We start from the raw sequence: 24,419 nt of genomic DNA, 5'->3' as shown, positions 1-24,419 counted from the left end.
AGCAAGGACTTCATCTTTTCCACAGGGCAAGAGCATTGTTTACTTTACCAAATTCAGAAGCATGAGGACGATCATCTCCATCCCCATATCCATAATCTACCATGCGGTTTCGATTCAGACATAGCTTTGTAAACTTCTCTTTGAAAAAGTCGAAAATCTCGAATCGATCATTCAAGTGAGGGAATTTACTTTGATAATTGTGGATGGATGCAGCCAGAGATTTCCATAGATCGCCCTCCCCCATTAATTGATGATCATCTAAAATACTGGCTAAATAGCGCAAGTGGCAAATAAACAAACCAGTAAAGATAAACTGTGTTAATCCTTCAGGCGGCTCACTACGAAGGACTTCTTTTATTCCATCCGGTAAATCTTTTAATTCATCAAAAGGCTGGTCGCTTATGTTTACATCATCAACGAAGTCCTTTACAGCGAGTCGGTGGGGCTGATGGTTTTTTAAGACAATAATTGTATTCTGCCCATGAGGCGAAAATACAGTTCCATATTGATAGATAAAATGCAGCAGCGGTTCCATTAGAACTTCGAATAATTTTTCCACCCATTTTTCAGGAGATAAGCCGGATGCTTCCATTAAACTCTGCACATAAGGCTTGCCTTCTTGATCTTCATGCAGCAATGCCGCTAATGTAATGGCTTGTTCCCCATCCTCAAGATAGCTGTAAATACTCTCTCTCCATATTACACCTAGCATCTCGAGATATTGATAAGGAGCATTCTTCAGTTGTTCATAATATTTATGCGAGACATTTATACTGGCAACTTCTCCCGGTAAAATAACCCGGCACTTCTCTTTTAAAAATAAATCTTTTTCATAAATTCCTTTAATAAATTCGGTGATCTGAGGTGCAATTAAAGTACGCTCAGCCGGCAACCCTCTATACACAAGTGTATTTAAAATCCCCATTGGTACTTTCACATGTTTCTTAAAGGGGTGGTCTGTGTTAACAAATGTCCTAATTGATTGCTGAGGAAGATAATGGTCCTCTCCCTTATCTAGAGGAATAATCAATTGATGAGCCAGATCCTCAGAGAACTGTTGTATAATAACATTTTTCCACTGCCACTCATGAATCGGCATAATATAATAGTTCTCTTTTGATGCTTTGTAATCTTCTAATTGAGCGTAAAGTCTTTCTCGTTCATTCTTACTTAGTTCATTCTCTATTAAATGGTTGTAAGAAAGACCCTGCACAGATTGAAAGGATGCCCGCTCTTTATGAACTGCAATCCAAAGTAGTTGAACCTCCTTCTGCCGTTCTGGAGCATAGTTCAAATAGTCATCGTATCCAAATCCAATCCGCCCCTTATTGTAAGTAATCCAAGGGTGACCTGACATCTCCCCTTCAAGATTTGAATAATCCTCTTTAATTAACTGGTCAGAAGGAGTAGAGGCTCCTTGTAATAAATGTGAATCAGCAAGCAGCGTATGATTTAGTTCTTTTACTAAATGACCTGCAGTTTCTGATGACATCCCGATAAGAGGCTGAATATCTAATAGAAATTCTATTGCACTTGTTGCTTTTCGATATTCTTCTCCTTCTACAACCTCGATGGAACTTTCCACCACCTGATAGCTATTAAAATATCTAGTCTTCGCTTGAAAGGTATAATATTTTTCTTCATGAATGGTTAATTGATAATCTGCCCATTCTCCTTCTTTTATTAATTGAGGCTTAATCATATCCTCATACATGTATTCTGCTATCATTTTAGCCAGCAGCTTCTGATTAACTTTCATCCAATCATTATGATGAAGGACGGAATTAATTTGTTCAGCGTATAACATGAGTCCCCTTCTTTCTATTCATTTTTTCTACTCCAAAAGTTTGAAAAACATAGTCTTCCTGCATAGGGTAAATCTCTTTGCCTGCTATGCTGTTTATAATTACACTATTTCGGTAAGCCCCTAGCCCAAGATCAGGAGCACCTACTCCGTGAGTGTGCATTTCTCCATTCTGCACATAAATAGAAGGAGTTAAATCGCTCTTCAATGCATAGTTTTCATCTACTTCATATCTTCCTTTTTCATCCCAGTAAAGCTCATGGCTGAGCGGTGACAGAAAGTGTGGAACAGCCGGTTCATACCCAGTGCCCAGAATGACAATTTCACTTTGCCGCTCAAATTCCTCTTCACTAACGAGTTGTTGTCCGCTAATTATCCATGATTCTCCTGCTGATTCAATCGCCTTAATTTCGGACATCGCTTGAAGATGGACATTCATCTCTGGGTCTCCAACAGTACCTTCGTACAATGCATCATAAATATCTCCAATAGTTTCAGCACTAATCCCTTTATAAAGCAAATCTTGTTTCCTTAGCAGCTTATCCTTCTTTTCTTGAGTAAGTTTGTAAAAAAAGTTCGTATAGTCTGGTGAAAAATGCTCTAACCCTAGCTTGGAGTATTCCATTGGAAAAAATCCATGGGATCGTGTGTACCAATGAATGTCCGCTGACGTACCTCGCTGATTGATTAAATCAAGAATGATTTCTGCCGAACTTTGACCAGAACCGACGACTGTAATTGACTGTGCCTGCTCTACTATATCTTTTTTATACATATACTCCGAAGAATGAAAGACTGTATCACCAAGCCCTTTTAAGTGATGGGGGATTGATGCCACTGACCCAATTCCCATTGCAATATTTTCTGTATAATAAACCTCTTCTCTCCGGGAAAAATGACTCACGATGACTTCGTAAATTTGCTTCCCGCAGCTTACTATGGGGCGTACACTAGTAACTTCCATCCCGAATTGACAAGTGCTTAGCTGTTCAGAAACCCAGCGGCAGTAATCATTGTATTCCTTTCTTGAAATATGAAATTTCTCTAAGAAATAAAAGTGGTACAGCCGTCCGTTCTGTTGCAAATAGTTGAGAAAGCTGTAATCACTTTTCACATCGGCCAGGCTGACGAGATCAGCAAAGAAAGGGACCTGCAGAGTAGTGCCATGGATCATCATACCTGGGTGCCAATTAAACTCCTCCTGTTTTTCGAAAAAGACAGCGTCAATTTCATCAGTTTCTTCCGTTAATGCTGCCAGCCCCAGGTTAAATGGTCCTAAACCTACCCCGATAACATCATAGATATGTTGTGTCATACTTCCACCTCTTTTCAAAATCTTCTCGATCACAGAACATGAGTAATCCCGTCTTATCGGGCAGTTCTATTTTTTTTATTTTCTTAAAGCCGCATTTTTCAAATACATGAATCATTTTTTCATTTTTATGGTCAGGTTCTGCGATTACTTTTTGCGTTGTCTTCCATTTAAATTGAAAATCAACCATCTCACGAAGCAGCGGCAAAGACCATCCTTTCCCTAAATACTCTTTTTCTCCTATTAACAAATGGATTCCTTGATCATAAGGCTCTGCTTCATAATATTTTTCCACGACATCGCCCTGCACCCAATAAGCTTCCCAATAACTCATGGGTTGACCATCAATTGAACCAATATAAAGAGACTGATGAGTATCCTCTATGGCCGCCCTCATATGGTTCCGCAATTTTTCCTTTGGTAAGTTTAACTGCCAAAATGGAATAACATAAGGCTGGTGCATCCATTTATAGATTCGAGAAAAATCATTTTCCATGTCAAAATCTCTAAAAGCAATTTCAATATTCAATGCTCTATCTATAACACTATGCTTCATAGGTACCAACCCTGCTGACTAATGGATTACTTACCTGTGTATAGACAGACTGCGTTTCTAATGACCCTTGTAATTCATCCATATCATGAAACCGGGTTAATAAGTTAGCTTTACATGGAAGATTCTTCTCATATAAGAGGCTGTGAATGAGAGGATTCGCTTTATTGTGCTTCTGCAGTTCCTCTCTTAGTAAGTCAAATAACACTTCTTCACGTACTAAACCGTTGCTGCCAAAACTATTAATCAATCCAAAAATATGGTTAAAGAAAAAGTAATATCTCAGTCTTTCTACCGCTACCTCATCTTTGCAAATCGTGTCACTGGAGTTATTAAGATCCGGCAAATATTCCTTAAGCTTATAAGCTTGATCTTCACTAAAATAATAACCCTGGTTGTCACGATAATAAAAAGCTTCCGGATAACCTTCTGAAAGTCTGATTAAGGAGTTTTGCTGATGCGCTTCAAGAGCTACACCATAATTTTCAAATAACCAGAGTACTGGTTTTAAAGATAGGGATAAGTAATTCTTAAACCAATCTTTACTTACTTGTTCCGTACTGCGTCCTTCGCGTTCACTAAGATGATTAATGATAGAAAATAATCTTGAGTTTTGTTCATACCCCTGCTCCTGACAAAGTCCCGCTGCCAATGAAACTGAGGTCGAGTTCTTATCTTTAAAAGGATTTTCCCGCAGTACAGCATCATACGCTACTATTGAATTTTTTACGTTTAATTTGATGTAAGCAGGGTCTTCAATGATGTGAAAGCCGGGAAAATTACTGCTCAATGCTGTTCCAAGTTCTGTATTGAACAAACGTGAAATTTCTACGCCTCTGTCGAGTTCTTTTTGAAGATTTCCCCTTAGAGAATTAGTGATCTTGATCGGCAGCGAAAATTTAAACATGTAATCTGAGTGCTTGTTATATACCGTTCGAAATGATGAAGTTGGTTGATAAGGAGAACCTATGGCTCCCAAGTAAAACAAACTCTCATTTTCCATTAGTTCATTAACTTCCTTATTGTCCAGCATATCTTTTGCCTGAAGCGGATGAACAGGAAGAAGAGAAAATCCATCTTCTATATTTTTCTGAAGCCATTCGTTATCGACTGCAGGATCTTTCATTAATTGATGAATGACTTCTTTCGATGCTTTCCGTCCTAAGGACGAATCTTGTATAATAACTTCTTCCTTTGCTTTAAAGTAATGAAGCTGGAATTTGCCTTTATATTCTGGAGAATACAATTGGTCTTCCTTTTCCGTAAGCCCTTGCCTGCTTTTCGGTGTAGGATGCATGAGGTGACCAAGCAGCAAAGACTGTTCTGCATCGATAAAATCAAATTCCAGATCTAAAAGCTGTTCCGTATCAAATTCGCGCCTCTCTAAGTACTCATTGATTTTCTGACAGCTTAATATCACACGAAGCATGAGTTCGTCTTCTGCACCTTCTCTACCATTCTCCAGTGATAATTCCTTCAGGATAATAGAAACTAAAGTTAGGTAATCAAGCTTTACTGAAGATTGATTATTTTTTAATATAAGTGGAAAGTTAAACGTATGACGACCTGTTAGAGACCAATACTTTACAGGTGCTGAAATCGTTACTTCTTGACCTGGCAGTTCTGTTTCAAGAGTTAAATCTTCTTTATTCTGAGAAGCATTATTCATCAACTGAAAATTATTTGTCTCTCTTAAATAACAATTTAAAAAACTCTGCATCGTCGCCTCTTCAGCAAGTAATTTGTAATTTTTCATATAGTTACCCTCCTGTTCTCAATCTCTTTCATCCCTAATTGCCACACTTCACTTAAAATAGATTTTACATCTGACAAATCCGTTCTTGGATTAAGTATCGTAAATTTTAAATAGACTTCCTTATTCACCTTCGTTTTAGCAACGAATGCAGTTCCCTTATATAAAAGGTGCTGCTGAATCTGTTTATTAATTTCATCTAAATCAGCAGCCGGTCCTTCTTTAGAGTTAAATCGAAAAAGAACAGTATTCAGCTCTGGATATCGGTTGCCTGCCTCTATATCATCCATTTCATCAATAACATCAGCAGTTTGCTGGGCAATGGCAAACGTGTGATCAATCATTTCCCGAAACTTGTTTGTTCCTACGACCCTCAAAGAAGTCCAGAGCTTTAACGCATCGAAGCGTCTTGAAGTCGAAATTGTTTTATTCACCAGATTAGGAATCCCTTCTTCATCATCTTCTTTAGGGTTTAAGTAGTCAGCATGATGATTGAGATACTTGAAGTTTTTTTCATCCTTTAGCAAAAATGCGCCGCAGCTTATAGGCTGATAGAATAATTTATGAAAATCTACTGCAATGGAGTCAGCTCTTTCAATTCCGTTTAGTTTCTCGTAATGTGAGCCGCTTAAAATAAGAGCTCCTCCAAATGCAGCATCGACGTGATACCAAAGGTCGTTTTCTTTTGTAAAAGCAGCTAGATCTTCTAACGGATCGATGCTCCCAAAATCTGTGGTGCCGCAAGTAGCCACTAAGGCAAAAGGAAACTCCCCGTTTTTTCTCAGCTGGTTATATTTTTCCTCTATATCCTGAAGGCATAACTTATGGTCTTGATCTGTCTTAACTTTAACAACAGCCTCTTCTCCGAGCCCTAATTGGGAAGCTGACTTTATAACAGTGAAATGAGCCTCTTCTGAGCATAAGATCTTAAGCTTATTCAATTGCGGCGGCAGTCCTTTTTTCTGAACATTATGGCCGAATTTCTTATCACAATAATAGTCTCTGGCTAATAAGAGCCCCATATAATTCGATTGGGTGCCTCCACTTGAAAAAGTGCCGCTCGATTCTTTTTTTAAATTAAATTGTTGAATGAGCCACTGAATCATTTTTTCTTCTACAAAACTAGCCGACGGACTTTGATCCCACGAGTCCATTGATTGGTTAAAAGCTGCAATAATAAGCTCTGCAGCTAAAGTCGGGAGAAGAGGCGGACAGTGTAAATGTCCAATTGCTTTATGGTGAGTTACGTGGAGACTGTTCTTTAAAACAGTCTCCTCTAACTCTTTTAAATAACAAGAAAACGATTCTCCCTGTTCACTTGCCGGCTTTAACCTAATCATTTCTCTTTCTATTTCAGCAGGTGACTTTCCACTGTATGGTTGAGTTTGCTGCATATGAAAATCTATTAACTCGTTAGTAAGGTTCTCCATCATTTCTTCAAATGCTTTAATGCCTTCTTGTCCGCTATGAAGGAATAAATGATCAAATGACTGCTTGTACGCTTCTGCGTCATCTTTTACCTCAAATCGTTTCATTCACTCACCCCCGCTAGTTTTGCTTCTTTAATAGCATTCTTTAGAATACTAGCAACTTCATCAACTTGTTCTTTAGTTATGATTAATGGGGGAAGTATTCTTATGACACACCCGTGTCTGCCGCCGACTTCAACAATTAGTCCGCGCTTTAGACTTTCTGATTGAATTTTACTAGCCAAATTCGGGTTAGCTGGGTGGCTCCCATTTTTTGCGCGGTTAAACTCAGGCTGCACCATTTCCATTCCTATCATTAACCCGCGTCCTCTAACTTCGCCTATTTCCGGTGTATAATCTTGTAATTGTAATAGGGACCCCATTAAGCGCTCTCCCATTTCGGCTGCGTGACGCATCAGATTATGGTCCTTTATATATTTCATTGTCGCTGTTCCTGCTGCCATAGCCATTTGATTCCCTCTGAATGTTCCAATATGCGCTCCTGGCTCCCACTGATCAAGAGACTCATCGTAAACCACAACTGATAATGGAAGACTCCCTCCTATTGCTTTAGATAAAACAATCACATCAGGAACAATATCTGCGTGCTCAAACGCAAAGAATTTACCGGTTCTTCCTATGCCTGTTTGAATTTCATCAATAATGAGAGGAATCCCCCGCTCTTTCGTAATTCTTCTCATCTCTTTCACCCATTCGATATCAGCAGGGATGGACCCTCCTTCTCCTTGAACCACCTCGAATATCATTGCTGCTGGAGGAAGAATTCCACTTTCAGGATCATCGAGCATATTTTCAATATATTGAATGCTAACTTGATGCGTTTGCTTTCCTCCTAGCCCGAATGGACAGCGGTATTTATACGGATAAGGCATAAAATTTGCATCTGGCATAAGACCGTTAACTTTTTCTTTTGGACCGCGTGTCCCACTTATAGACATCGTGGCGTGAGTAGATCCGTGATAGCCTCCGTGGAACGTAATTATACTTCTATGGCCTGTGGCCGTCTTTACTAATTTCAAAGCTGCTTCTATCGCGTCTCCACCTGTGGGGCCGCAAAATTGTATCTTTGCTTTTGAAGCAAGAGGTTCCGGTAAGTTTGAATATAATTCACTAACAAAATTTTCTTTGACAGGTGTCGTGATATCCAACGTATGCAAAGGATTTTGAGCATCTAATACTGTTTTCATTGCTTCAATGACTACTGGATGATTATGACCAAGAGCCAGCGTTCCTGCTCCAGCCAAACAATCGTAGTATGTTTTTCCATTCATATCAGTAATATGAATACCTTCTGCTTTATTAATGGCTATCGGAATTCTACGAGGATATGACCTTGCGTTAGATTCCCGGTTAGACTGCGTGTTCAGTAATGCATCATTGGTTGCTGCTGTATCTATAGACATAAAAATCCTCCTAAATGAAAATCATTATCAATCGCATTGCTCTTACAGCTTAATTGATAATGATTTTCATTGTCAATGATACTTATGCATTACTCTCTTATTTTTATAAGGGGAGGATTATATAATAATTAGGAATATTAAACTACTTACATTTACACTTGTTTACTATTGTGTTTTTTATGCAGAAAAAAGAGACGCCCATAAGAGCGCCTCTTTATAAAAATGAATTTTCTTGAATAATGCTTGCCGGTCATTCGGGGTCTTTATCACTATCTTTTAAACATAAAGCTTATTTTGTTTTATTCTAGATCCAAGTCAGTGACTGCGCCTTTAGCAGAGGAGGAAACGAGACGCGCGTACTTCGCCAGCATCCCCGTTTTATACTTCAATTCAGGACGAAGCCACTCATTACGTCTTTGTGCTAGTTCTTCCTCAGATACATCAAAATTAATCTGCTGTGTCTCACTGTCAATCGTAATAGTATCTCCTTCTTTCAGCAATCCAATAGGACCTCCCACGACTGCTTCAGGCGCTACGTGTCCAATAACGAAGCCATGCGAACCTCCGGAAAAACGACCGTCAGTTAGAAGCGCTACTTTTCCACCAAGGCCTTTACCTACGATCATCGCTGTTATAGACAGCATTTCCGGCATTCCTGGTCCGCCTTTTGGTCCTACATTACGAATGACAACTACGTCACCTTCTTTTACTTTATTATCAACTATAGCTGTTGTAGCCTCTGCTTCACTATCAAATACACGAGCCGGCCCTTCAAAACGGCTCGCTTTTTGTCCTGACATTTTAGCAACCGCTCCCTCAGGGGCAAGATTCCCTTTTAGCAGAACAAGTGGTCCATTTGGTTTAATAGGCTCATCGAATGGTACGATCACTTGTTGGCCTTCTTTTAATGGATCGGCTTCCGTCAAATTCTCCGCCAATGTTTTACCAGTTACTGTAAGGCAGTCCCCATGTAAAAGGCCTTCTTCAAGCAATACCTTCATAACCGCTGGAACACCGCCTACTTCATAAAGGTCCTGCATTACGTATTTTCCACTCGGCTTCATATCAGCCAAATGCGGTACGTTTTGGCGCACACGCTCAAAATCATCAAGGGATAGATCTACACCTGCTGAATGAGCCATGGCTGTTAAATGTAGGAAGGCATTCGTAGATCCACCCAGTGCCATAACTACAGTAATAGCATTTTCAAATGCTTTCTTCGTCATAATGTCCCTAGGATATATTCCTTTTTCGAGAAGATCGATTACCATTTCTCCTGCCTGCTTACATTCTTGTTCTTTATAATCATTTACTGCAGGAGTTGAAGATGATCCTGGAATACTCATCCCTAATGCTTCCACAGCAGCAGCCATCGTGTTGGCTGTATACATGCCTCCACATGCTCCTGCACCTGGACAAGCATGACACTCGACTTGATGGAGTTCTTCCTCATTGATATTTCCTTCATGATACTGACCAACTGCTTCAAAAGAAGAAACGATATCGATGTCTTTTCCTTTCAATTTCCCTGGCTGAATAGTTCCACCATAAACATATACTGATGGAATGTTCATACGTCCAATAGCCATTAGACATCCAGGTGTTGTCTTATCGCACCCCCCAATCGCTACTACACCATCAAGACGTTCAGCATTTGTTACGGTCTCTATAGAATCTGCAATAATTTCCCGGCTTGGTAAAGAGTAATGCATGCCTTCGTGTCCCATTGCTATACCATCAGAAACTGTAATGGTATTAAAGATCATTGGAGCACCACCGCTGTTTGAAGCACCTGATTTGGCTTCCTTCGCTAAATCGTCAATATGTACGTTACACGGTGTAACTTCGCTCCAAGTACTTGCAATTCCGATCATAGGCTTTTTGAAATCTTCATCTTTGAAGCCTACCGCGCGAAGCATGGAGCGGTTTGGAACACGGTTCACTCCTTCGCTGATAACTTTACTTCTGATTCGCAAATCTTTTTTCTCATCCATTTTGTTCATCCTTCCTTATATAAATGCATGTAGAGTTAAATTAAAGCTACTTACAATGATGATACAGATTTAGGCTGCAGTTCGCAATCAATTTTCTGAATATAAGAAACTTTCTTTGAAGTGAAGCGTATTCATGCTTGAAAGATGTGTAACTTTTTACATTATACCCATATACTATATGAAAGTTGAGGAAATCGTCTCTATATTTTACTGAAGCATTCGATTTGCCGTTTACTATAATACATTTTTGTTAAAACGCTTTGAATTAAGCTGATTTTGTTATAAACTTCATAAGGGAGAATAACTATTTAATAGGACTGATATGTATGGATAAACAGGAGCAAATTTATAATAAACTATTAGAACTTGTAAAGAAAGAAAACGTGAAGGTCGATGAGGTACTTAAAAAACACTTGTATACGAAGCTGGGAGGAAAAGCGGATTTTTTCATCACTCCTACTAACTATCAAGAGATTCAAAATGTCGTAAAGTTTTCAAATGAAGAAAATATCCCTTTCATGCTCTTAGGTAACGGCTCCAACTTAATAATTAAAGATGGAGGCATTCGCGGTATTGTTATTAGTCTTAAACATCTTGATGACATCTCAACCGAAGGTAATACGATTGTTGCTCAATGTGGCGCTCGTATTATTGACGCTTCTCGTCATGCGCTTAAAGAACATTTATCAGGACTAGAGTTCGCATGCGGAATACCAGGTACGGTCGGCGGTGCACTCTATATGAACGCAGGAGCCTACGGTGGCGAGATTAAAGATGTCCTTGATTACGCTTATGTTATCGATCGAGATGGAAATCTGGTTAAACGCTTGGCCTCAGATCTTGAATTGGACTATCGGACGAGTAACATCGAGAAAAACAAAGACATTGTAATAGAAGCAACATTTAGCCTTAAACCTGGGAAATATGAGGATATCAAGGAAGTTATGGACGATCTGACATATAAAAGAGAATCAAAACAGCCTTTAGAGTACCCTTCATGCGGCAGTGTATTTAAAAGGCCGCCTGGATATTTCGCAGGCAAACTAATTCAAGACAGTCAATTACAAGGAAAAAATATCGGCGGAGCCGAAGTCTCTACAAAACACGCTGGGTTTATAGTCAATAAAAATAATGCAACGACGACAGATTACATTTCCCTTATAGAACATGTGCAAAAGACGGTAAAAGAGAAATTCGGAGTAGATCTAGAAAGAGAAGTTCGAATTATAGGAGAAGATTAAACAAAGGGACCATTCACTATTGAATGGTCCCTTTGTTGTTCAAATAAATTTTAAGATATATACCCTCTCATTAAACAAGCCTTCTTCATAAGATAGATAAAAAGGAAAAGGGGGGGTTCTTCCATGTCTGCTTATGCAACGTACCAGCGTATCTACGAATTAGAGGCACAAGTAAAAGAATTAGAAGAGAAATTAAGAAATAATGGCCCATCAAATGATGTTGAAGGAGATAACTTTTTATTATTTTTGGTAGCTATCCTTGTATTAATGAATGTAGAAATCAGTGATGTAAATGAAATTATTAGCAATTCAAATTTTCTGTCCGATGGAATGGAGCTATTGGATATATTGAATAACTTAAAAATGTAAACATAAGAAAAAGGGGAGCCAAAGAAGGCTCCCCTTTTTCTTATTTAAACTCACGTGTAGCGGCTACCGCTTTCTTCCAGCCATTATAAAGTTTTTCCTGCTCTTCTTCTCCCATCTCGTCTGTAAATGTTTTTTCATTATTCCACTGCTTTGCAATTTCGTTTTTATCTTTCCAGTAACCTACAGCTAGCCCAGCTAAGTAAGCTGCTCCTAAAGCTGTTGTTTCTTGTACTACCGGACGCTCAACAGGCACCCTTAAAATATCGCTTTGGAATTGCATAAGAAAATCGTTTTTCACAGCTCCTCCGTCTACACGCAATGTTTTTAAATCAATTTTAGAATCTGCAATCATCGCATCTAGTACATCTTTCGTTTGGTAAGCTAAAGACTCTAATGTAGCACGAATAACATGATTCTTCGAAGTCCCTCGAGTTAAACCAAACATAGCTCCTCTTGCATCACTATCCCAATAAGGCGTTCCTAATCCCACAAAAGCAGGGACTAAATATACACCATCCGTAGACTCGACTTTAAGAGCATGTTGTTCACTATCAGGAGCACTTTCAATCAATTGTAATCCGTCACGAAGCCATTGAATGGCAGATCCCGCCACAAAAATACTTCCTTCCAAAGCATATTCAACTTTTCCATCTACACCCCATGCAAGAGTCGTTAACAATCCATGTTCAGATTTAACGCCCTCTTCCCCAGTGTTCATTAACATAAAGCAACCCGTTCCATACGTATTTTTCGCCATGCCTTTCTCAAAACAGGCTTGTCCAAACAATGCGGCCTGTTGATCGCCTGCAATACCAGCAATCGGAACTTCATGGCCGAAGAAGTGATAGTCGACGGTATTCGCATAAACTTCAGAAGACTGCTTCACTTCCGGAAGCATGCTCTTAGGCACCGTTAAGATATCAAGTAACTCTTCATCCCATTTAAGGTCATAGATGTTAAACATAAGAGTTCGGGAGGCGTTGGAATAATCCGTAATATGAGCTTTGCCTCCTGATAACTTATATACAATCCATGTATCGATAGTTCCAAATAACAATTCTCCGTTATCTGCTTTCTCTCGCGCACCATCTACATGATCTAAAATCCATTTTACCTTTGTACCTGAAAAATAAGGATCAAGGAGTAATCCAGTTTTCTCATTAAATAAATCATTATGTCCTTGAGCTCGTAAATCTTTACATATATCTTCTGTCTGGCGTGACTGCCAAACAATCGCTTTATAGACTGGCTTTCCGGTATTTTTGTCCCATACAACTGCCGTTTCGCGCTGATTTGTAATGCCAATACCTGCAATTTGTTGAGGATCTACATCTGCTTTTCTTAGTACGTCTGCTATACAAGCAAGTACAGACGTCCAAATTTCATTAGCATCATGTTCCACCCAGCCTGGTTTCGGGAAAAATTGTTCAAACTCTTTTTGGCCTGTTTCTACAATTTCTCCCGCTTCATTAAATAATATGGCTCTTGAACTTGTCGTCCCCTGATCTAAAGATAGAATAAATTTTTCACTCATATTTAATCGCCTCCATTATAATATTTACACTACTTTTTCTTCAATTTGGTCTGCTTTAGTTTCCCCTTTTTTCAATTCAGATGAAGCTGCTCCAACCAAAATAACTGCCACAATTACACTTAACACCCAAAATAGCACCGTATATTCACCGATAAAAAATGCCCGATAAAAAACAGCTCCGTATATCCCACCAAGAATAGGACCTACGATCGGAATCCAAGCATAACCCCAATCAGACCCTCCTTTTCCTGGTATAGGCAGCAAAGCGTGAGCAATACGAGGTCCTAAGTCACGAGCAGGGTTAATAGCATAACCTGTTGCACCACCCAGTGACATACCAATTGCTACGATGAGCGCTCCCACAATTAAAGGGTTTAATCCATCAGTAAATTCATTTGCGCCAATAAACAACAATCCCATCAGTAATACAAACGTGCCTACCATCTCACTAACTAAATTTGAAAAAGGGCTTCGAACAGCTGGATCCGTTGAAAAAACCGCCAGTTTTAATCCTGGATCCGTCGTTTTATCCCAGTGAGCTAAGTAATTAAAAAATACGATAACGCCGCCGATAAAAGCCCCTATCATTTGAGCGGTAATATAAAGAGGGACTTTAGCCCACTCAAATTCACCCACAGCAGCAAATCCTAATGTTACAGCAGGGTTAATATGAGCCCCTGAGAAATTACCGACTGCGTATACCCCCATCGCTACGGCAAGCCCCCATCCGATTGTGACCACAACCCAGCCCGCACCTTCAGCTTTTGAATCCTTTAGCACAACACCTCCAACTACTCCTCCTCCAAATATAATGAGAATCATGGTACCAATTACTTCTGCAGCAAACTCCGACATGTTTTTCTCCTCCTTTTTACCCGTTAACCACGTGTATGAATAGAAAAAAGACCCACACAAAATTAAAGTACGCTGCAGACGTGCAGTACTAAATCTCGTGTGAGTCTCCTAATCTCCATCACATAGTTAACTTGTTGACACTAATTTAACTCATTGTGTAAGCGCTGTCAACTAAAAGCCTGGATTTTCGATAGATTACGAGTAAAATAATTTAATATTATGGACTAAAAGAAGCATAAATAGACACATTTTTATTTTTCATAGCCAGGACTATTTTTTAAAAAAAGCTTAGTAACTTTCGTATATTGAGCTTGAGCTTCACTCAATTTTGCCTCCGCGCTTTTAGTATTGCAGACCTGTTGTCTATAATAAAGATTGAACAGCTAATTTTTTATACAAAAAAAGAACGTCTCTTAGGCTGGACGTTCCTTTCATTTATAATTAAATTAATGTAAAACCAGCATTTTTAACAGCTTGTTCTATATCTACACGCGAAGCGGCCTCTTCATTATACGAGATGGTAACTTCCCCTAATGGAGCGTTCACTTTAGTGCTTCGTACTCCCCAAACAGCTGCTAAGTTATCAGTTATTATATCTTTATCAGAGGGGCCAGTGATTTCTTTTACTTTTAAGGTCATCTCCTTCACTTTTTTCACCTCTTTTACTACTTTGTTTTCAATCCTTTACCCATTCCTTCTAAAAAGTGGATAAATGTAGTTAGGGATCGATTCACTTCTGGGTCTTTGGTAGCTTTCATCATGCCCCATATTCCCAGTGTTTTGTCATTCTCCAGTTGCTCCGAGGAGTGCTTGAGACCTTCACTCATACCATTTAATATTCTGCTAAATTGTTCAGGGTCCACTTTAGTTAAAAAATTGAATGCTCCTATGCCGCTTTTTACTAAATCATGAACAACCGGTTTATCTAGTTCTTCCATGGCTAGCAAACCTAACTTGTGTCTTGTCTTCAACACGCCTTGAAGCATATCAAGAAGACCTACTTTATGAAATTCTTCTATTATTTCTAATAGAAGCAAAAGGGTTTCTTTATGCTCTGTAATAGATGATATCAGCTCATTCACTTCCGCTGCCTGTTTTTCTTCTGCCGTAGGGATTGATCGATCAATTTGCTTGATTGCTTTCGCCATGGTCAAACCCCTTTCTCTTAATAAATTCTGATATGCTGGTAAAATCAGGACGTTCCCATTTCTTTTCAACTCTGACGCCGACCTGCGGCTGAGGATTTCCAAAGCGGTGATTTATTTCAGGAATAGGACTAGGACCTTTCGGCTCGATAACCTCCATCTTCACATGCATCTCTTTGTAGTTTGGCGTATGCGTCACTTTGTCGTGATAACTGCTCGTTAACTGGTTAACGGCACTATGTTCGACCATCGTATGCATAGGAAAATACAATTCATTTCCTTTAACTTGATCAGTCACCCAGACACGTACTTCCGCTTCTCCATATGGAGATTTCAGCCGTACTAGAGCTCCTGTCTTTATTCCACGCTTTCCAGCAAGCTGTGGAGAAACCTCAAGCCAAGGTTCCGGAACTTTATGAGTAATCCCTTCGGACCGATATGTCATGTTTCCTTCATGAAAATGCTCTAGAATACGTCCGTTATTTAAATGAAGATCATACTCTTCTCCTGGGTGGTAAGGAGGTGACCATTCAACCGGTACCAATTTTGCTTTTCCATCCTCAAAAGCAAATTCTTTTTCATAAAGAAGCGGAGAATCGGTCCCGTCTTTTTGTACTGGCCATAACTGGCTTCCCCATCCTTTTAACAGGTCATAATCAACCCCTGCGAAAACAGGTGCCAGTGTGGCTGCTTCAGCCATTATTTCTCCAGGGTGTTTGTAACTCCAATTTGCTCCAAGTTTATTTGCAAGATCCTGAAAAATTTCCCAATCTGGTTTAGAATGCCCGAGCGGCTCGAAGACTTTATAAAATCGTTGAATTCTTCTTTCTGTATTGGTAAACGTTCCATCCTTCTCAAGGCTTGGAGAGGCCGGCAGGACAACATCAGCAAACTGTGCTGTTTTTGAGAAGAAGACATCCTGAACGACAAAAAAGTCTAACTTTTCAAAAGCCGTTTGAACGTAATTAATATTTGAATCAACAAGACCCATTTCTTCTCCAAATAAATACATTGCTTTTACTTTTCCTTCTTGGATAGCTTCTACGACTTCATGGTTATTGTAACCTGGCTCTTTTGGAAGTTTTGTTCCCCATGCTTTTTCATATTTCGAACGAATCTTATCATCTTCAATTGACTCGTAGCCGGGCAGCCACTCAGGCATCGTTCCAAAATCACTTGCCCCCTGGACATTGTTATGTCCACGTAATGGATATCCACCTGTCCCCGGCTTCCCATAGTTTCCTGTCACGAGAAGTAAATTTGATATTGCCGTACTCGTATCCGTTCCGCCTATGTGTTGGGTAACGCCCATCGCCCATAATGCACACATGCTTTTTGCCTCATGAATCATGGATGCCACTTTAACTAAAAGCTCTTTACTTAAACCTGTTTTCTCTTCTGCATAGTCCAATGTATACTTAGCTAGTGAATCTACAAACTCTGAAAAATGGTTCACTCGCTGCTCTATAAACTTGGCATCATGCCAATTTTGATCAATGATATATTTGGCAATCGCATTTAACCAAACTAGATCGGTTCCAGGTTTAGGACTCACAAATAAGTCAGCTCTCTGTGCCAATTCATTTTCTCTTAGATCGAATACGAGTAATTTCTGATTATACAATTTATTAGCCCGTTTAACTCGAGTCGCTAAAACGGGATGAGATTCTGCCGGGTTCGCACCGACGACTAAAATTAATTCAGCATTCTCAATGTCTTCAATCGTGCCCGAGTCTCCACCAATGCCTACTGTTCTCATTAATCCAGTAGAGGCTGGTGTCTGACAATAGCGGGAGCAGTTATCAATGTTGTTCGTGCCAAATACACTTCTTGCTAATTTTTGAAACAAGTAGTTTTCTTCATTGGAGCATTTAGAGGAAGCAATAAATCCGATAGAATCGTTACCATGATTCCATTTGATCTCAGTCATTTTCGAAGCCATTAAAGATAAAGCTTCATCCCACGTCGCTTCGACGAATTTTTCACCTTTACGTATTAACGGAGTTGTTAAACGGTCCTCACTATTTACAAAATCCCAGCCAAATTTTCCTTTTACGCAAGTGGAAATACCATTTACTGGAGCTTTTTCGTCTGGCTGCACCTTTAAAATGTGTCTGCCTTTCGTCCATACTTCAAAGCTGCACCCTACCCCACAGTAAGTACAAACCGTTTTCGTTCGTTTAATTCGATCTTCCCGCATCGTTGCCTCTATATTTGAAATAGTTAAAATCTCTCGGTAGCCAGGTTCTACCTCTTTCGTCAGATTAATCATAGGCTCGAGTACATCATTAGGGATGCCTGTCATATAACCCGCTTCACCAATCATTGATTTTTCCATTAATGCGTTACAAGGGCATACTGATACACAATGCCCGCAAGACACACAAGATGATTCATCGATCGGCACATCATTATCCCAAATGACTCTAGGGATATTACGCTCCCAATCTATAGTTAAAACTTCACTTACTTGCAAGTCTTGACATGCCTCTACACACAAACCGCAAAGAATGCATTGATCGGGTTCATAACGATAGAATGGATGAGAATTATCCTGAGGGTAAGGCTTTGGCCGGAAATCATATTCTTGATGCTCAATCTCTAGATACTCTGCTGCATTATGCACTTCGCAATTACCGTTATTGTTATCGCAGACCGTACAGTACAATTCATGATTTTCCAATATTCTGGACATGGCTTCATGTTGAGCTTCTTTCACTTTTTCCGATTGTGTGACTACCTTCATTCCGGGCTCGGCTTTTGTTGTACATGCACGTTTCATTTCTCCGTTCACTTCTACGTAACATGTATCACAAGTCTTAACTACTCCAACCCCAAGATCTGGCTGGGTTGAACAAATTCCAGGTACATAAACTTCTAAATTCCTAACAGTTTCTAATACTGTATCTCCATCTTTAAATGCATACGAATGTCCGTTAATTATTATCTTATTCTCTGCCATTTCGCTCACCTGCCTAAAAAATTCTTTACCATAAGTGTGGCCTTATTTGGTAGATCTATACAATTACCTAAGCAGGACTTAATTCCGGCTCCGCTTGTTTTTTACGGTACCGTACAATCAGAACTTTCATAGCAATCGCCGTTAGAAGAGCTGTAGCAATTAATACTCCAAAAATTACAAACGTTGCTTCATAACTATTTGTAGTTTCTCGAATATAAGAAACGACCATAGGACCGACCACTCCAGCAGCTGCCCACGAGGTAAGCAGGTACCCATGTATTGCACTCAGCTGTTTTGTACCAAATAAATCGCCTATAAAAGCAGGAAGATTTGAAAATCCTCCTCCATATATGGAGACAATGATGTACATGAACACTTGAAAAACAATGTCACTTGTAACAAATTGCAGTGAGAAAAATAAAACAACCTGAACGGTAAAGAAAATAATATACGTATAGGCACGTGAAATATAATCTGATAATGCGGCCCAAATTAAACGGCCCCCGCCATTGAATAAACCCATAATACCAACCATTGTAGCTGCCGCCGCTTCTGACATACCTGCTTTTTCCTGACCCATAGGGGAGGCAACGGAAATAAGCATAATTCCTGCTGAAATGTTTATAAACATCATCCACCACAGCATCCAAAAACGAGCTGTCTTGACCGCTTCATTTCGCGTCATTTGATCAAGATCACCTTTGTTCAAATTCTTTTCCTTACGTTCTTCATATCCTTTCGGCTTCCACCCTTCAGGTGGAGTGGCAATATAAGAAGAACCAAGCAGCATGAGCACAAGGTAACAGGCTCCCAAAATATAAAACGACCAATGAATTCCAAGGTTTGTATTTAAAAATTCAGCCGTAGGTCCTGCAATTAGTGCTCCGGCTCCAAAGCCGAAAACAGCCATACCCGTAGCAAGTCCCCGACGATCCGGGAACCACTTCACCAGCGTTGAGACAGGGGCGATATATCCAATACCTAATCCTATCCCGCCAATCACTCCATACGTAATATAAAAACCATACAGCCAGCCGAGTTGTACCATTAAACCAGTGAGCAGCATGCCTCCGCTAAATAAACCAGCTGCAATAAACCCTGATTTTCTCGGACCTTGATTTTCTACAAATTTCCCCATGAATGCTGCAGTCAGACCAAGAAAAAAGATAGCAATTGTAAACGAAAGGGCTACATCTGTCCCGCTCCAGCCCAGCTCTTCAGACATAGGATTTTTATACACACTGTAAGCATAAATCGATCCAATAGATAAATGCATGGCTACTGCAGATAGTGCTATTAACCACCTGTTTTTATTAGTATTCATTATAGATTTTAAGCCTCCTTTCTTTGTTGTAGTTTTTATTCTATCCACCGACTATAAAAAAATCCGCACGCTTTATTTTAGCGGCGGATTATAAGTTAACAGATGATATATGTAGTTTTACGGTAGAAAGTGATGGATAGCTACAAGGATTAGTACTCCCTGGAATTTTCAAGAAATAAATAGTTTAATCTTTTTTTATTAGTTAAATGGAGATTTTTAGTAATGAAGCTGAACTTTATGCTTTCAAGCATAAAAAAACCACCAATTATGTATTGGTGGAGACGGTGGGAGTCGAACCCACGTCCGGAGATATCGGCACTCGGGCTTCTACAAGCTTAGTTGATATATTATATTTCACTCACTCTTCAGCCTATCAACAGGCTTCCGAGGAGCTAACCTGATTAGTCTCTTCGTCCTTCCTCAGGTGGTGGAAGAACGCGTAGCCCGCTTCAGTTTGAGACCCTTCGATCTGGCACACGAGCGATGCCAGGAAGGATCAGCTATAGACTACTTACGCAGCTACAGCTAGGTTATCGTTAGATTCGCCAGTTATTTTAGGCAAATGACGTTGTACGAGTCGTCACCTCGACCTGCAACCCGAGCTCGACCTATCCCCGTCGAATCCGTAACGTCCCCGTTAGGATTAAAAAGGGAGCATCAAGCCCACTTTGATATCGCTTTTGCGACATAAATTATTATATCACAAATACAAATAAATTCAACCTTATATTACTTAAGACTCTCTTTAATTGCTCGGTCGATTTCACGTTTCACTTGCTTCTGCTTTAAGTCTTCTCGCTTGTCATATTTTTTCTTCCCTCGACCTAATCCAATTAAAAGCTTGGCCACACCATTTTTAATGTACAGTTTTAACGGCACCAGTGCATAGCCTTTTTGCTGGGTCGCCCCAATCAGCTGATTGATTTGTTTGCGGTGCAGGAGAAGTTTACGGCTTCGAGTAGGTTCATGATTATAAATATTCCCTTGTTCGTAATGAGAGATATGCATGTTATGAATGTAGACTTCGCCTTTATTGATACGTGCAAAACTTTCTTTCAAGTTAACTCTTCCTGCACGTATGGCTTTAATTTCAGTCCCTTGTAAAACTAGTCCAGCCTCAAAAGTTTCTTCAACAAAATAATCATGATTCGCTTTTTTATTTTGTGCAATGGTTTTTCCTTGACCTCTTGGCATAACGATTTCCTCCTAATTTAACTGCATTAATTGTACCAAAAATGCGTGTGTAATCCAATTTTGAAGAAAATCAAATGATTAGAATTATATCAAGTATTGTGAGAATATAATTTTGAGAATACATAGTAAAGGAGTTTGATCAATTGGATCAGCAGCTTCTTCAAGCTCGACAATTAACCATGAATGATCTAGCCGCTTTTAAAATGATGGAAACAGGCATTGATGATGATTATGTTATTCGTATTTTTGATCGGTTAGTTGAGTCACCGACACAGGAATTGTTCGGTTTATTTCTTAACGAACAATTAATTTCATTAGCTGGCTATAGTTTATTTGGTCAGGACCGCTTTGCTATGATCGGACGACTGAGAAGTGATTTACGCTACCGCGGTCAAGGTTATGCAACCGAGCTTCTAAAACCAGTAATCAACCACATAAAAGACGAAAAAAAGGTGAAGTGGATTGGTGCTAATACTCATGTAAGCAATTATTCTGCCAGGAGGCTGCTTGAAAAATCTGGCCTGAAGCCCGGTACGATTACTTATTATTTAACGTTATTACACCCTTCTGTTTTAACCCATTATCAATCTGGCGCGCGATGGAACGAAATTCCCTGCATTGATGAAAAGCGGACAGTTCTTTTACATTTGCAAAATAATCAATTAGGATTGTTCCCTTATGAATGCTACTATCCTTTCCCATACGATGCTGACTTCTTTACTGATGAATATTTATCCGATGCTAAATTATATATAAACCCAGCAGGATCTCGGTTCGTATTAATTAAAAATGATCAAAAGAAATATGATTACTCTCATGTTAAATATTTTTGGAATGATCATTATGAACAGCCCGGCTTCTTTGAAACCATTATTCACCATTGGAAAGATAACCCGAGAAATGTAGGATGCTGGATTGATTTCTCTGAGCAAGGATTTCATAAAATTCCAGACTTGACTCCTTATGAGGTGCAGAAGCCGTGGATTTTGTACGGCGACTGGGTATAAAGTAAGAGTCAAGGACATACGTAAAGCTGAAATATTAATAAACAAACATTCGTATAAATGTGTATAGTTAGAAAGCGGGGTATTTTGAACGAGAGGCGTACATTCGAGGTAACATAAATAATCCGAACTGATTTCAATAAAATCGTTCGGATTATTTTATGCTTTATTCAGTTTTGTCCCGCACTGCTATTATTACTTTTTCTTCTTTCTGCCTTTCTTAGGAACGCCTTTATTGCGATAAAAAGGCTTATTCCCTTTTTGCTTCTTCTTTTTCTTCTTTTTATCGTCTGGACCTTTAGCATCAATTTGTTTCGGTCGAGCTGGACGTTCTCGTTGTTTACGGGGTTTCATCCCTACAATTTCAAAATCGACGACTCGTTCATCTAGATTTACATTGGCTACACGTATTGTAATTTCATCACCAATTCGATACATATTACCGGTACGTTCACCAATCATAGCAAATTGTTTTTCCTGGAAATTGTAATAGTCGTCAGTTAAGGTGCTTACATGAACTAACCCTTCGACCGTATTCGGCAATTCAACAAACAATCCAAAGCTGGTTACCGAACTGATCACTCCATCGTACTCTTCACCAATCTTATCTTGCATATATTCTGCTTTTTTCAGATCATCTGTTTCTCGTTCAGCATCTACCGCAGCCCGCTCCATTTCTGAGGAATGCTTTGCGATATCTGGAAGTTGATCTTTCCAGTGCTTACGAGTTTTATAATCGACATCTTTATTTACTAAATACGTACGAATTAAACGGTGAACGATCAAATCAGGATAACGTCTGATCGGTGAAGTAAAATGTGTGTAAAATTCAGTTGACAAACCGAAGTGTCCAAGGCTTTGAGGATCGTATTTAGCTTGCTGCATGGATCGCAGCATAAGCTTAGATATAATCATTTCTTCTTGAGTATCTTTTACAGATTCTAATACTTTTTGAAGAGCCTGTGGATGAACATTTTCGGCTGACCCTTTAACGCTGTAACCAAGATTTGCTACAAATTCAAAGAAATTTTGAAGTTTTGATTCATCTGGGTCTTCATGAATTCGATGAATAAATGGAACATCCATCCAATGGAAGTGTTCAGCAACCGTTTCATTAGCCGCCAGCATAAATTCTTCAATGAGACGTTCTGCAACGGAGCGTTCTCTTAATTTTACATCAACCGCTTTTCCTTCCTCATCAACAATTACGCCTGCTTCCTTGAAGTCAAAATCAATAGCTCCTCGGCCAAAACGTTTCTTTCGAAGCGTAGCAGCTAAGTCTTCCATTTCTTTAAACATCGGAACAAGGTCTTTATATTTCTCGCTTAATTCCTCATCATTATCTTCTAGTATACTATTCACATCTTTATAGGTCATACGTTCATTTGTCTTTATCACACTTTGGAAAATCTCATGCCCGACGACCTCACCACTTGCATTAATTTCCATTTCGCAGGAGAGGGTTAAACGATCAACTTGCGGATTCAAGGAACAAATACCATTTGATAGGCGGTGAGGAATCATAGGGATCACTCGATCGACTAAATAAACACTCGTTGCCCGCTCCCTGGCTTCTTTATCAATTGGAGATCCTTCCTCTACGTAATACGTCACATCGGCAATATGAACACCAAGCTTGTAGTTGCCGTTATCTAACTGTTTCACCATGACCGCATCATCTAAATCTTTTGCGTCTGCACCGTCAATCGTTACGATCGTTTCATCCCTTAAGTCGCGGCGATTTTTAATTTCATCCTCCGAAATTTGTTCAGGAGTCTGACCAGCTTGCTCTAAAACCTCTTCCGGAAATTCTGTTTTAATTCCATGTTTGTGAATAATAGAAATAATATCAATACCCGGATCATTTTTATGTCCTAATATCTCTACAATTTCCCCTTCAGCACTCATGCGCTCTTCTGGAAACTTCGTAATTTCCACAATTACTTTATGACCGTCCACTGCACCGTTCGCCTGGGCTTTAGGAATAAAAATATCATGGGGAATCCGCTTATCATCCGCAACCACAAAACCAAAATTACGACTTGATTCATAAGTTCCGACTACTCGGGACGTGGCTCTCTCTAAAATACGGATGACAGATCCTTCAGGGCGATTACCTTCTTCATCTCTTTTTTCAATGCGCACTAAAACTTTGTCGTTGTTCATTGCAGAATGAAGGTCAGAATGATGCAAGTAAACATCGTCTTTGGCATCATCATCAGGAATAAGAAAAGCAAATCCTTTCGCATGCATTTGTATTTTCCCTCGAACTAGATTCATTTTTTCAGGCAGCCCAAACCTGTTCTTTCTAGTACGTACAAGCTCGCCCTCTTCTTCTAATTCATTTAATGCTTTCATTAATACTGTAAATTCTTGAGAGTCTTTAAGTTCCAATACCTCTTCTAATTCTTGTACAGAAAGAGGCTTTGAGGCTGTTCCATTAAAATACTGCAATATTTTCTGTTTTAATTCTGTGTTCATT

18 protein-coding genes and 1 other RNA gene are annotated in these 24,419 nt (G+C 39.4%); 3 read left to right on the top strand and 16 right to left on the bottom strand.

Going from position 1 to position 24,419, the window contains the following annotated elements; genetic code table 11:
- Positions 1 to 10: 10 nt before the first annotated feature.
- The 7 genes from ACGTNH_RS07095 to ilvD form a co-directional block, all read right to left on the bottom strand.
- The gene (locus tag ACGTNH_RS07095) at positions 11 to 1,807 is read right to left on the bottom strand and encodes an IucA/IucC family protein (RefSeq protein WP_394585965.1); all 1,797 of its coding nucleotides are present in this window, start codon (positions 1,805 to 1,807) and stop codon (positions 11 to 13) included.
- Positions 1,794 to 3,119, bottom strand: a complete 1,326-nt coding sequence (locus ACGTNH_RS07090) for a lysine N(6)-hydroxylase/L-ornithine N(5)-oxygenase family protein (RefSeq protein ID WP_394585963.1) — start codon at positions 3,117 to 3,119, stop codon at positions 1,794 to 1,796. Before ACGTNH_RS07090 ends, ACGTNH_RS07095 begins: the two co-directional genes overlap by 14 nt.
- Positions 3,100 to 3,645 carry a GNAT family N-acetyltransferase gene (locus tag ACGTNH_RS07085; protein WP_394586150.1) on the bottom strand — a complete coding sequence of 182 codons (546 nt, stop codon included), beginning with the start codon at positions 3,643 to 3,645 and terminating at the stop codon, positions 3,100 to 3,102. The genes ACGTNH_RS07090 and ACGTNH_RS07085 overlap by 20 nt, the downstream gene beginning before the upstream one ends.
- A gap of 16 nt (positions 3,646 to 3,661) precedes the next feature.
- On the bottom strand, positions 3,662 to 5,425 hold the full coding sequence (locus tag ACGTNH_RS07080; protein ID WP_394585962.1) for an IucA/IucC family protein: 1,764 nt from the start codon (positions 5,423 to 5,425) through the stop codon (positions 3,662 to 3,664).
- Positions 5,422 to 6,957 (bottom strand): pyridoxal phosphate-dependent decarboxylase family protein, encoded by a 1,536-nt coding sequence (locus ACGTNH_RS07075; RefSeq protein WP_394585961.1) that lies wholly within the window; start codon positions 6,955 to 6,957, stop codon positions 5,422 to 5,424. The genes ACGTNH_RS07080 and ACGTNH_RS07075 overlap by 4 nt, the downstream gene beginning before the upstream one ends.
- Positions 6,954 to 8,315 carry an aspartate aminotransferase family protein gene (locus ACGTNH_RS07070; protein ID WP_394585960.1) on the bottom strand — a complete coding sequence of 454 codons (1,362 nt, stop codon included), beginning with the start codon at positions 8,313 to 8,315 and terminating at the stop codon, positions 6,954 to 6,956. The genes ACGTNH_RS07075 and ACGTNH_RS07070 overlap by 4 nt, the downstream gene beginning before the upstream one ends.
- Positions 8,316 to 8,614: 299 nt before the next feature.
- Positions 8,615 to 10,309 carry a dihydroxy-acid dehydratase gene (gene ilvD / locus ACGTNH_RS07065; protein WP_394585959.1) on the bottom strand — a complete coding sequence of 565 codons (1,695 nt, stop codon included), beginning with the start codon at positions 10,307 to 10,309 and terminating at the stop codon, positions 8,615 to 8,617.
- Between the two features lie 326 nt (positions 10,310 to 10,635).
- On the opposite strand from ilvD, the gene murB reads away from it, so the two are divergent.
- Complete coding sequence (murB, locus tag ACGTNH_RS07060; RefSeq protein ID WP_394585958.1) at positions 10,636 to 11,550, top strand: UDP-N-acetylmuramate dehydrogenase; 915 nt, start codon at positions 10,636 to 10,638, stop codon at positions 11,548 to 11,550.
- Between the two features lie 123 nt (positions 11,551 to 11,673).
- On the top strand, positions 11,674 to 11,919 hold the full coding sequence (locus ACGTNH_RS07055; RefSeq protein WP_394585956.1) for a hypothetical protein: 246 nt from the start codon (positions 11,674 to 11,676) through the stop codon (positions 11,917 to 11,919).
- 40 nt (positions 11,920 to 11,959) lie between these two features.
- Here ACGTNH_RS07055 and glpK read toward each other — a convergent pair whose 3' ends face one another.
- The 8 genes from glpK to smpB form a co-directional block, all read right to left on the bottom strand.
- Entirely contained in the window at positions 11,960 to 13,453 is a 1,494-nt protein-coding gene (gene glpK, locus ACGTNH_RS07050) for a glycerol kinase GlpK (protein ID WP_394585955.1), read from the bottom strand.
- A gap of 24 nt (positions 13,454 to 13,477) precedes the next feature.
- Complete coding sequence (locus tag ACGTNH_RS07045) at positions 13,478 to 14,308, bottom strand: MIP/aquaporin family protein (RefSeq protein ID WP_394585954.1); 831 nt, start codon at positions 14,306 to 14,308, stop codon at positions 13,478 to 13,480.
- A 441-nt stretch (positions 14,309 to 14,749) separates the two neighbouring features.
- On the bottom strand, positions 14,750 to 14,956 hold the full coding sequence (locus tag ACGTNH_RS07040; protein WP_394585953.1) for a heavy-metal-associated domain-containing protein: 207 nt from the start codon (positions 14,954 to 14,956) through the stop codon (positions 14,750 to 14,752).
- Between the two features lie 17 nt (positions 14,957 to 14,973).
- Positions 14,974 to 15,456 carry a helical membrane plugin domain-containing protein gene (locus tag ACGTNH_RS07035; RefSeq protein ID WP_394585951.1) on the bottom strand — a complete coding sequence of 161 codons (483 nt, stop codon included), beginning with the start codon at positions 15,454 to 15,456 and terminating at the stop codon, positions 14,974 to 14,976.
- Complete coding sequence (fdhF, locus tag ACGTNH_RS07030) at positions 15,431 to 18,415, bottom strand: formate dehydrogenase subunit alpha (protein ID WP_394585950.1); 2,985 nt, start codon at positions 18,413 to 18,415, stop codon at positions 15,431 to 15,433. Before fdhF ends, ACGTNH_RS07035 begins: the two co-directional genes overlap by 26 nt.
- A 67-nt stretch (positions 18,416 to 18,482) precedes the next feature.
- On the bottom strand, positions 18,483 to 19,739 hold the full coding sequence (locus ACGTNH_RS07025) for an L-lactate MFS transporter (protein ID WP_394585949.1): 1,257 nt from the start codon (positions 19,737 to 19,739) through the stop codon (positions 18,483 to 18,485).
- Between the two features lie 273 nt (positions 19,740 to 20,012).
- Positions 20,013 to 20,375, bottom strand: a transfer-messenger RNA (tmRNA) gene (gene ssrA, locus ACGTNH_RS07020).
- A 93-nt stretch (positions 20,376 to 20,468) separates the two neighbouring features.
- Positions 20,469 to 20,933, bottom strand: a complete 465-nt coding sequence (smpB, locus tag ACGTNH_RS07015; protein ID WP_394585948.1) for an SsrA-binding protein SmpB — start codon at positions 20,931 to 20,933, stop codon at positions 20,469 to 20,471.
- Between the two features lie 143 nt (positions 20,934 to 21,076).
- On the opposite strand from smpB, the gene ACGTNH_RS07010 reads away from it, so the two are divergent.
- Positions 21,077 to 21,940 (top strand): GNAT family N-acetyltransferase, encoded by an 864-nt coding sequence (locus ACGTNH_RS07010; protein ID WP_394585947.1) that lies wholly within the window; start codon positions 21,077 to 21,079, stop codon positions 21,938 to 21,940.
- Positions 21,941 to 22,132: 192 nt separating this feature from the next.
- Here the strand turns inward: ACGTNH_RS07010 and rnr are convergent, their stop codons facing one another.
- Positions 22,133 to 24,418, bottom strand: a complete 2,286-nt coding sequence (gene rnr, locus ACGTNH_RS07005; protein WP_394585946.1) for a ribonuclease R — start codon at positions 24,416 to 24,418, stop codon at positions 22,133 to 22,135.
- Position 24,419 lies beyond the last annotated feature (1 nt).

The sequence above is a fragment of the Halobacillus sp. B23F22_1 genome (genome assembly GCF_043497005.1).
Classification (GTDB): domain Bacteria; phylum Bacillota; class Bacilli; order Bacillales; family Halobacillaceae; genus Halobacillus_A.
Note: the sequence above shows the minus strand (reverse complement) of the source record. Positions and strands in the feature narration are given on the sequence as shown.

Bases quoted from the DNA above. Each gene is read 5' to 3' on its own strand.
- ACGTNH_RS07075 (WP_394585961.1), bottom strand. From the start codon at position 6,957: ATGAAACGATTTGAGGTAAAAGATGACGCAGAAGCGTACAAGCAGTCA.
- ACGTNH_RS07035 (WP_394585951.1), bottom strand. From the start codon at position 15,456: ATGGCGAAAGCAATCAAGCAAATTGATCGATCAATCCCTACGGCAGAA.
- smpB (WP_394585948.1), bottom strand. From the start codon at position 20,933: ATGCCAAGAGGTCAAGGAAAAACCATTGCACAAAATAAAAAAGCGAAT.
- rnr (WP_394585946.1), bottom strand. From the start codon at position 24,418: ATGAACACAGAATTAAAACAGAAAATATTGCAGTATTTTAATGGAACA.
- ACGTNH_RS07080 (WP_394585962.1), bottom strand. From the start codon at position 5,425: ATGAAAAATTACAAATTACTTGCTGAAGAGGCGACGATGCAGAGTTTT.
- ilvD (WP_394585959.1), bottom strand. From the start codon at position 10,309: ATGGATGAGAAAAAAGATTTGCGAATCAGAAGTAAAGTTATCAGCGAA.
- ACGTNH_RS07055 (WP_394585956.1), top strand. From the start codon at position 11,674: ATGTCTGCTTATGCAACGTACCAGCGTATCTACGAATTAGAGGCACAA.
- ACGTNH_RS07045 (WP_394585954.1), bottom strand. From the start codon at position 14,308: ATGTCGGAGTTTGCTGCAGAAGTAATTGGTACCATGATTCTCATTATA.
- ACGTNH_RS07095 (WP_394585965.1), bottom strand. From the start codon at position 1,807: ATGTTATACGCTGAACAAATTAATTCCGTCCTTCATCATAATGATTGG.
- murB (WP_394585958.1), top strand. From the start codon at position 10,636: ATGGATAAACAGGAGCAAATTTATAATAAACTATTAGAACTTGTAAAG.
- ACGTNH_RS07090 (WP_394585963.1), bottom strand. From the start codon at position 3,119: ATGACACAACATATCTATGATGTTATCGGGGTAGGTTTAGGACCATTT.
- ACGTNH_RS07025 (WP_394585949.1), bottom strand. From the start codon at position 19,739: ATGAATACTAATAAAAACAGGTGGTTAATAGCACTATCTGCAGTAGCC.
- glpK (WP_394585955.1), bottom strand. From the start codon at position 13,453: ATGAGTGAAAAATTTATTCTATCTTTAGATCAGGGGACGACAAGTTCA.
- ACGTNH_RS07070 (WP_394585960.1), bottom strand. From the start codon at position 8,315: ATGTCTATAGATACAGCAGCAACCAATGATGCATTACTGAACACGCAG.
- fdhF (WP_394585950.1), bottom strand. From the start codon at position 18,415: ATGGCAGAGAATAAGATAATAATTAACGGACATTCGTATGCATTTAAA.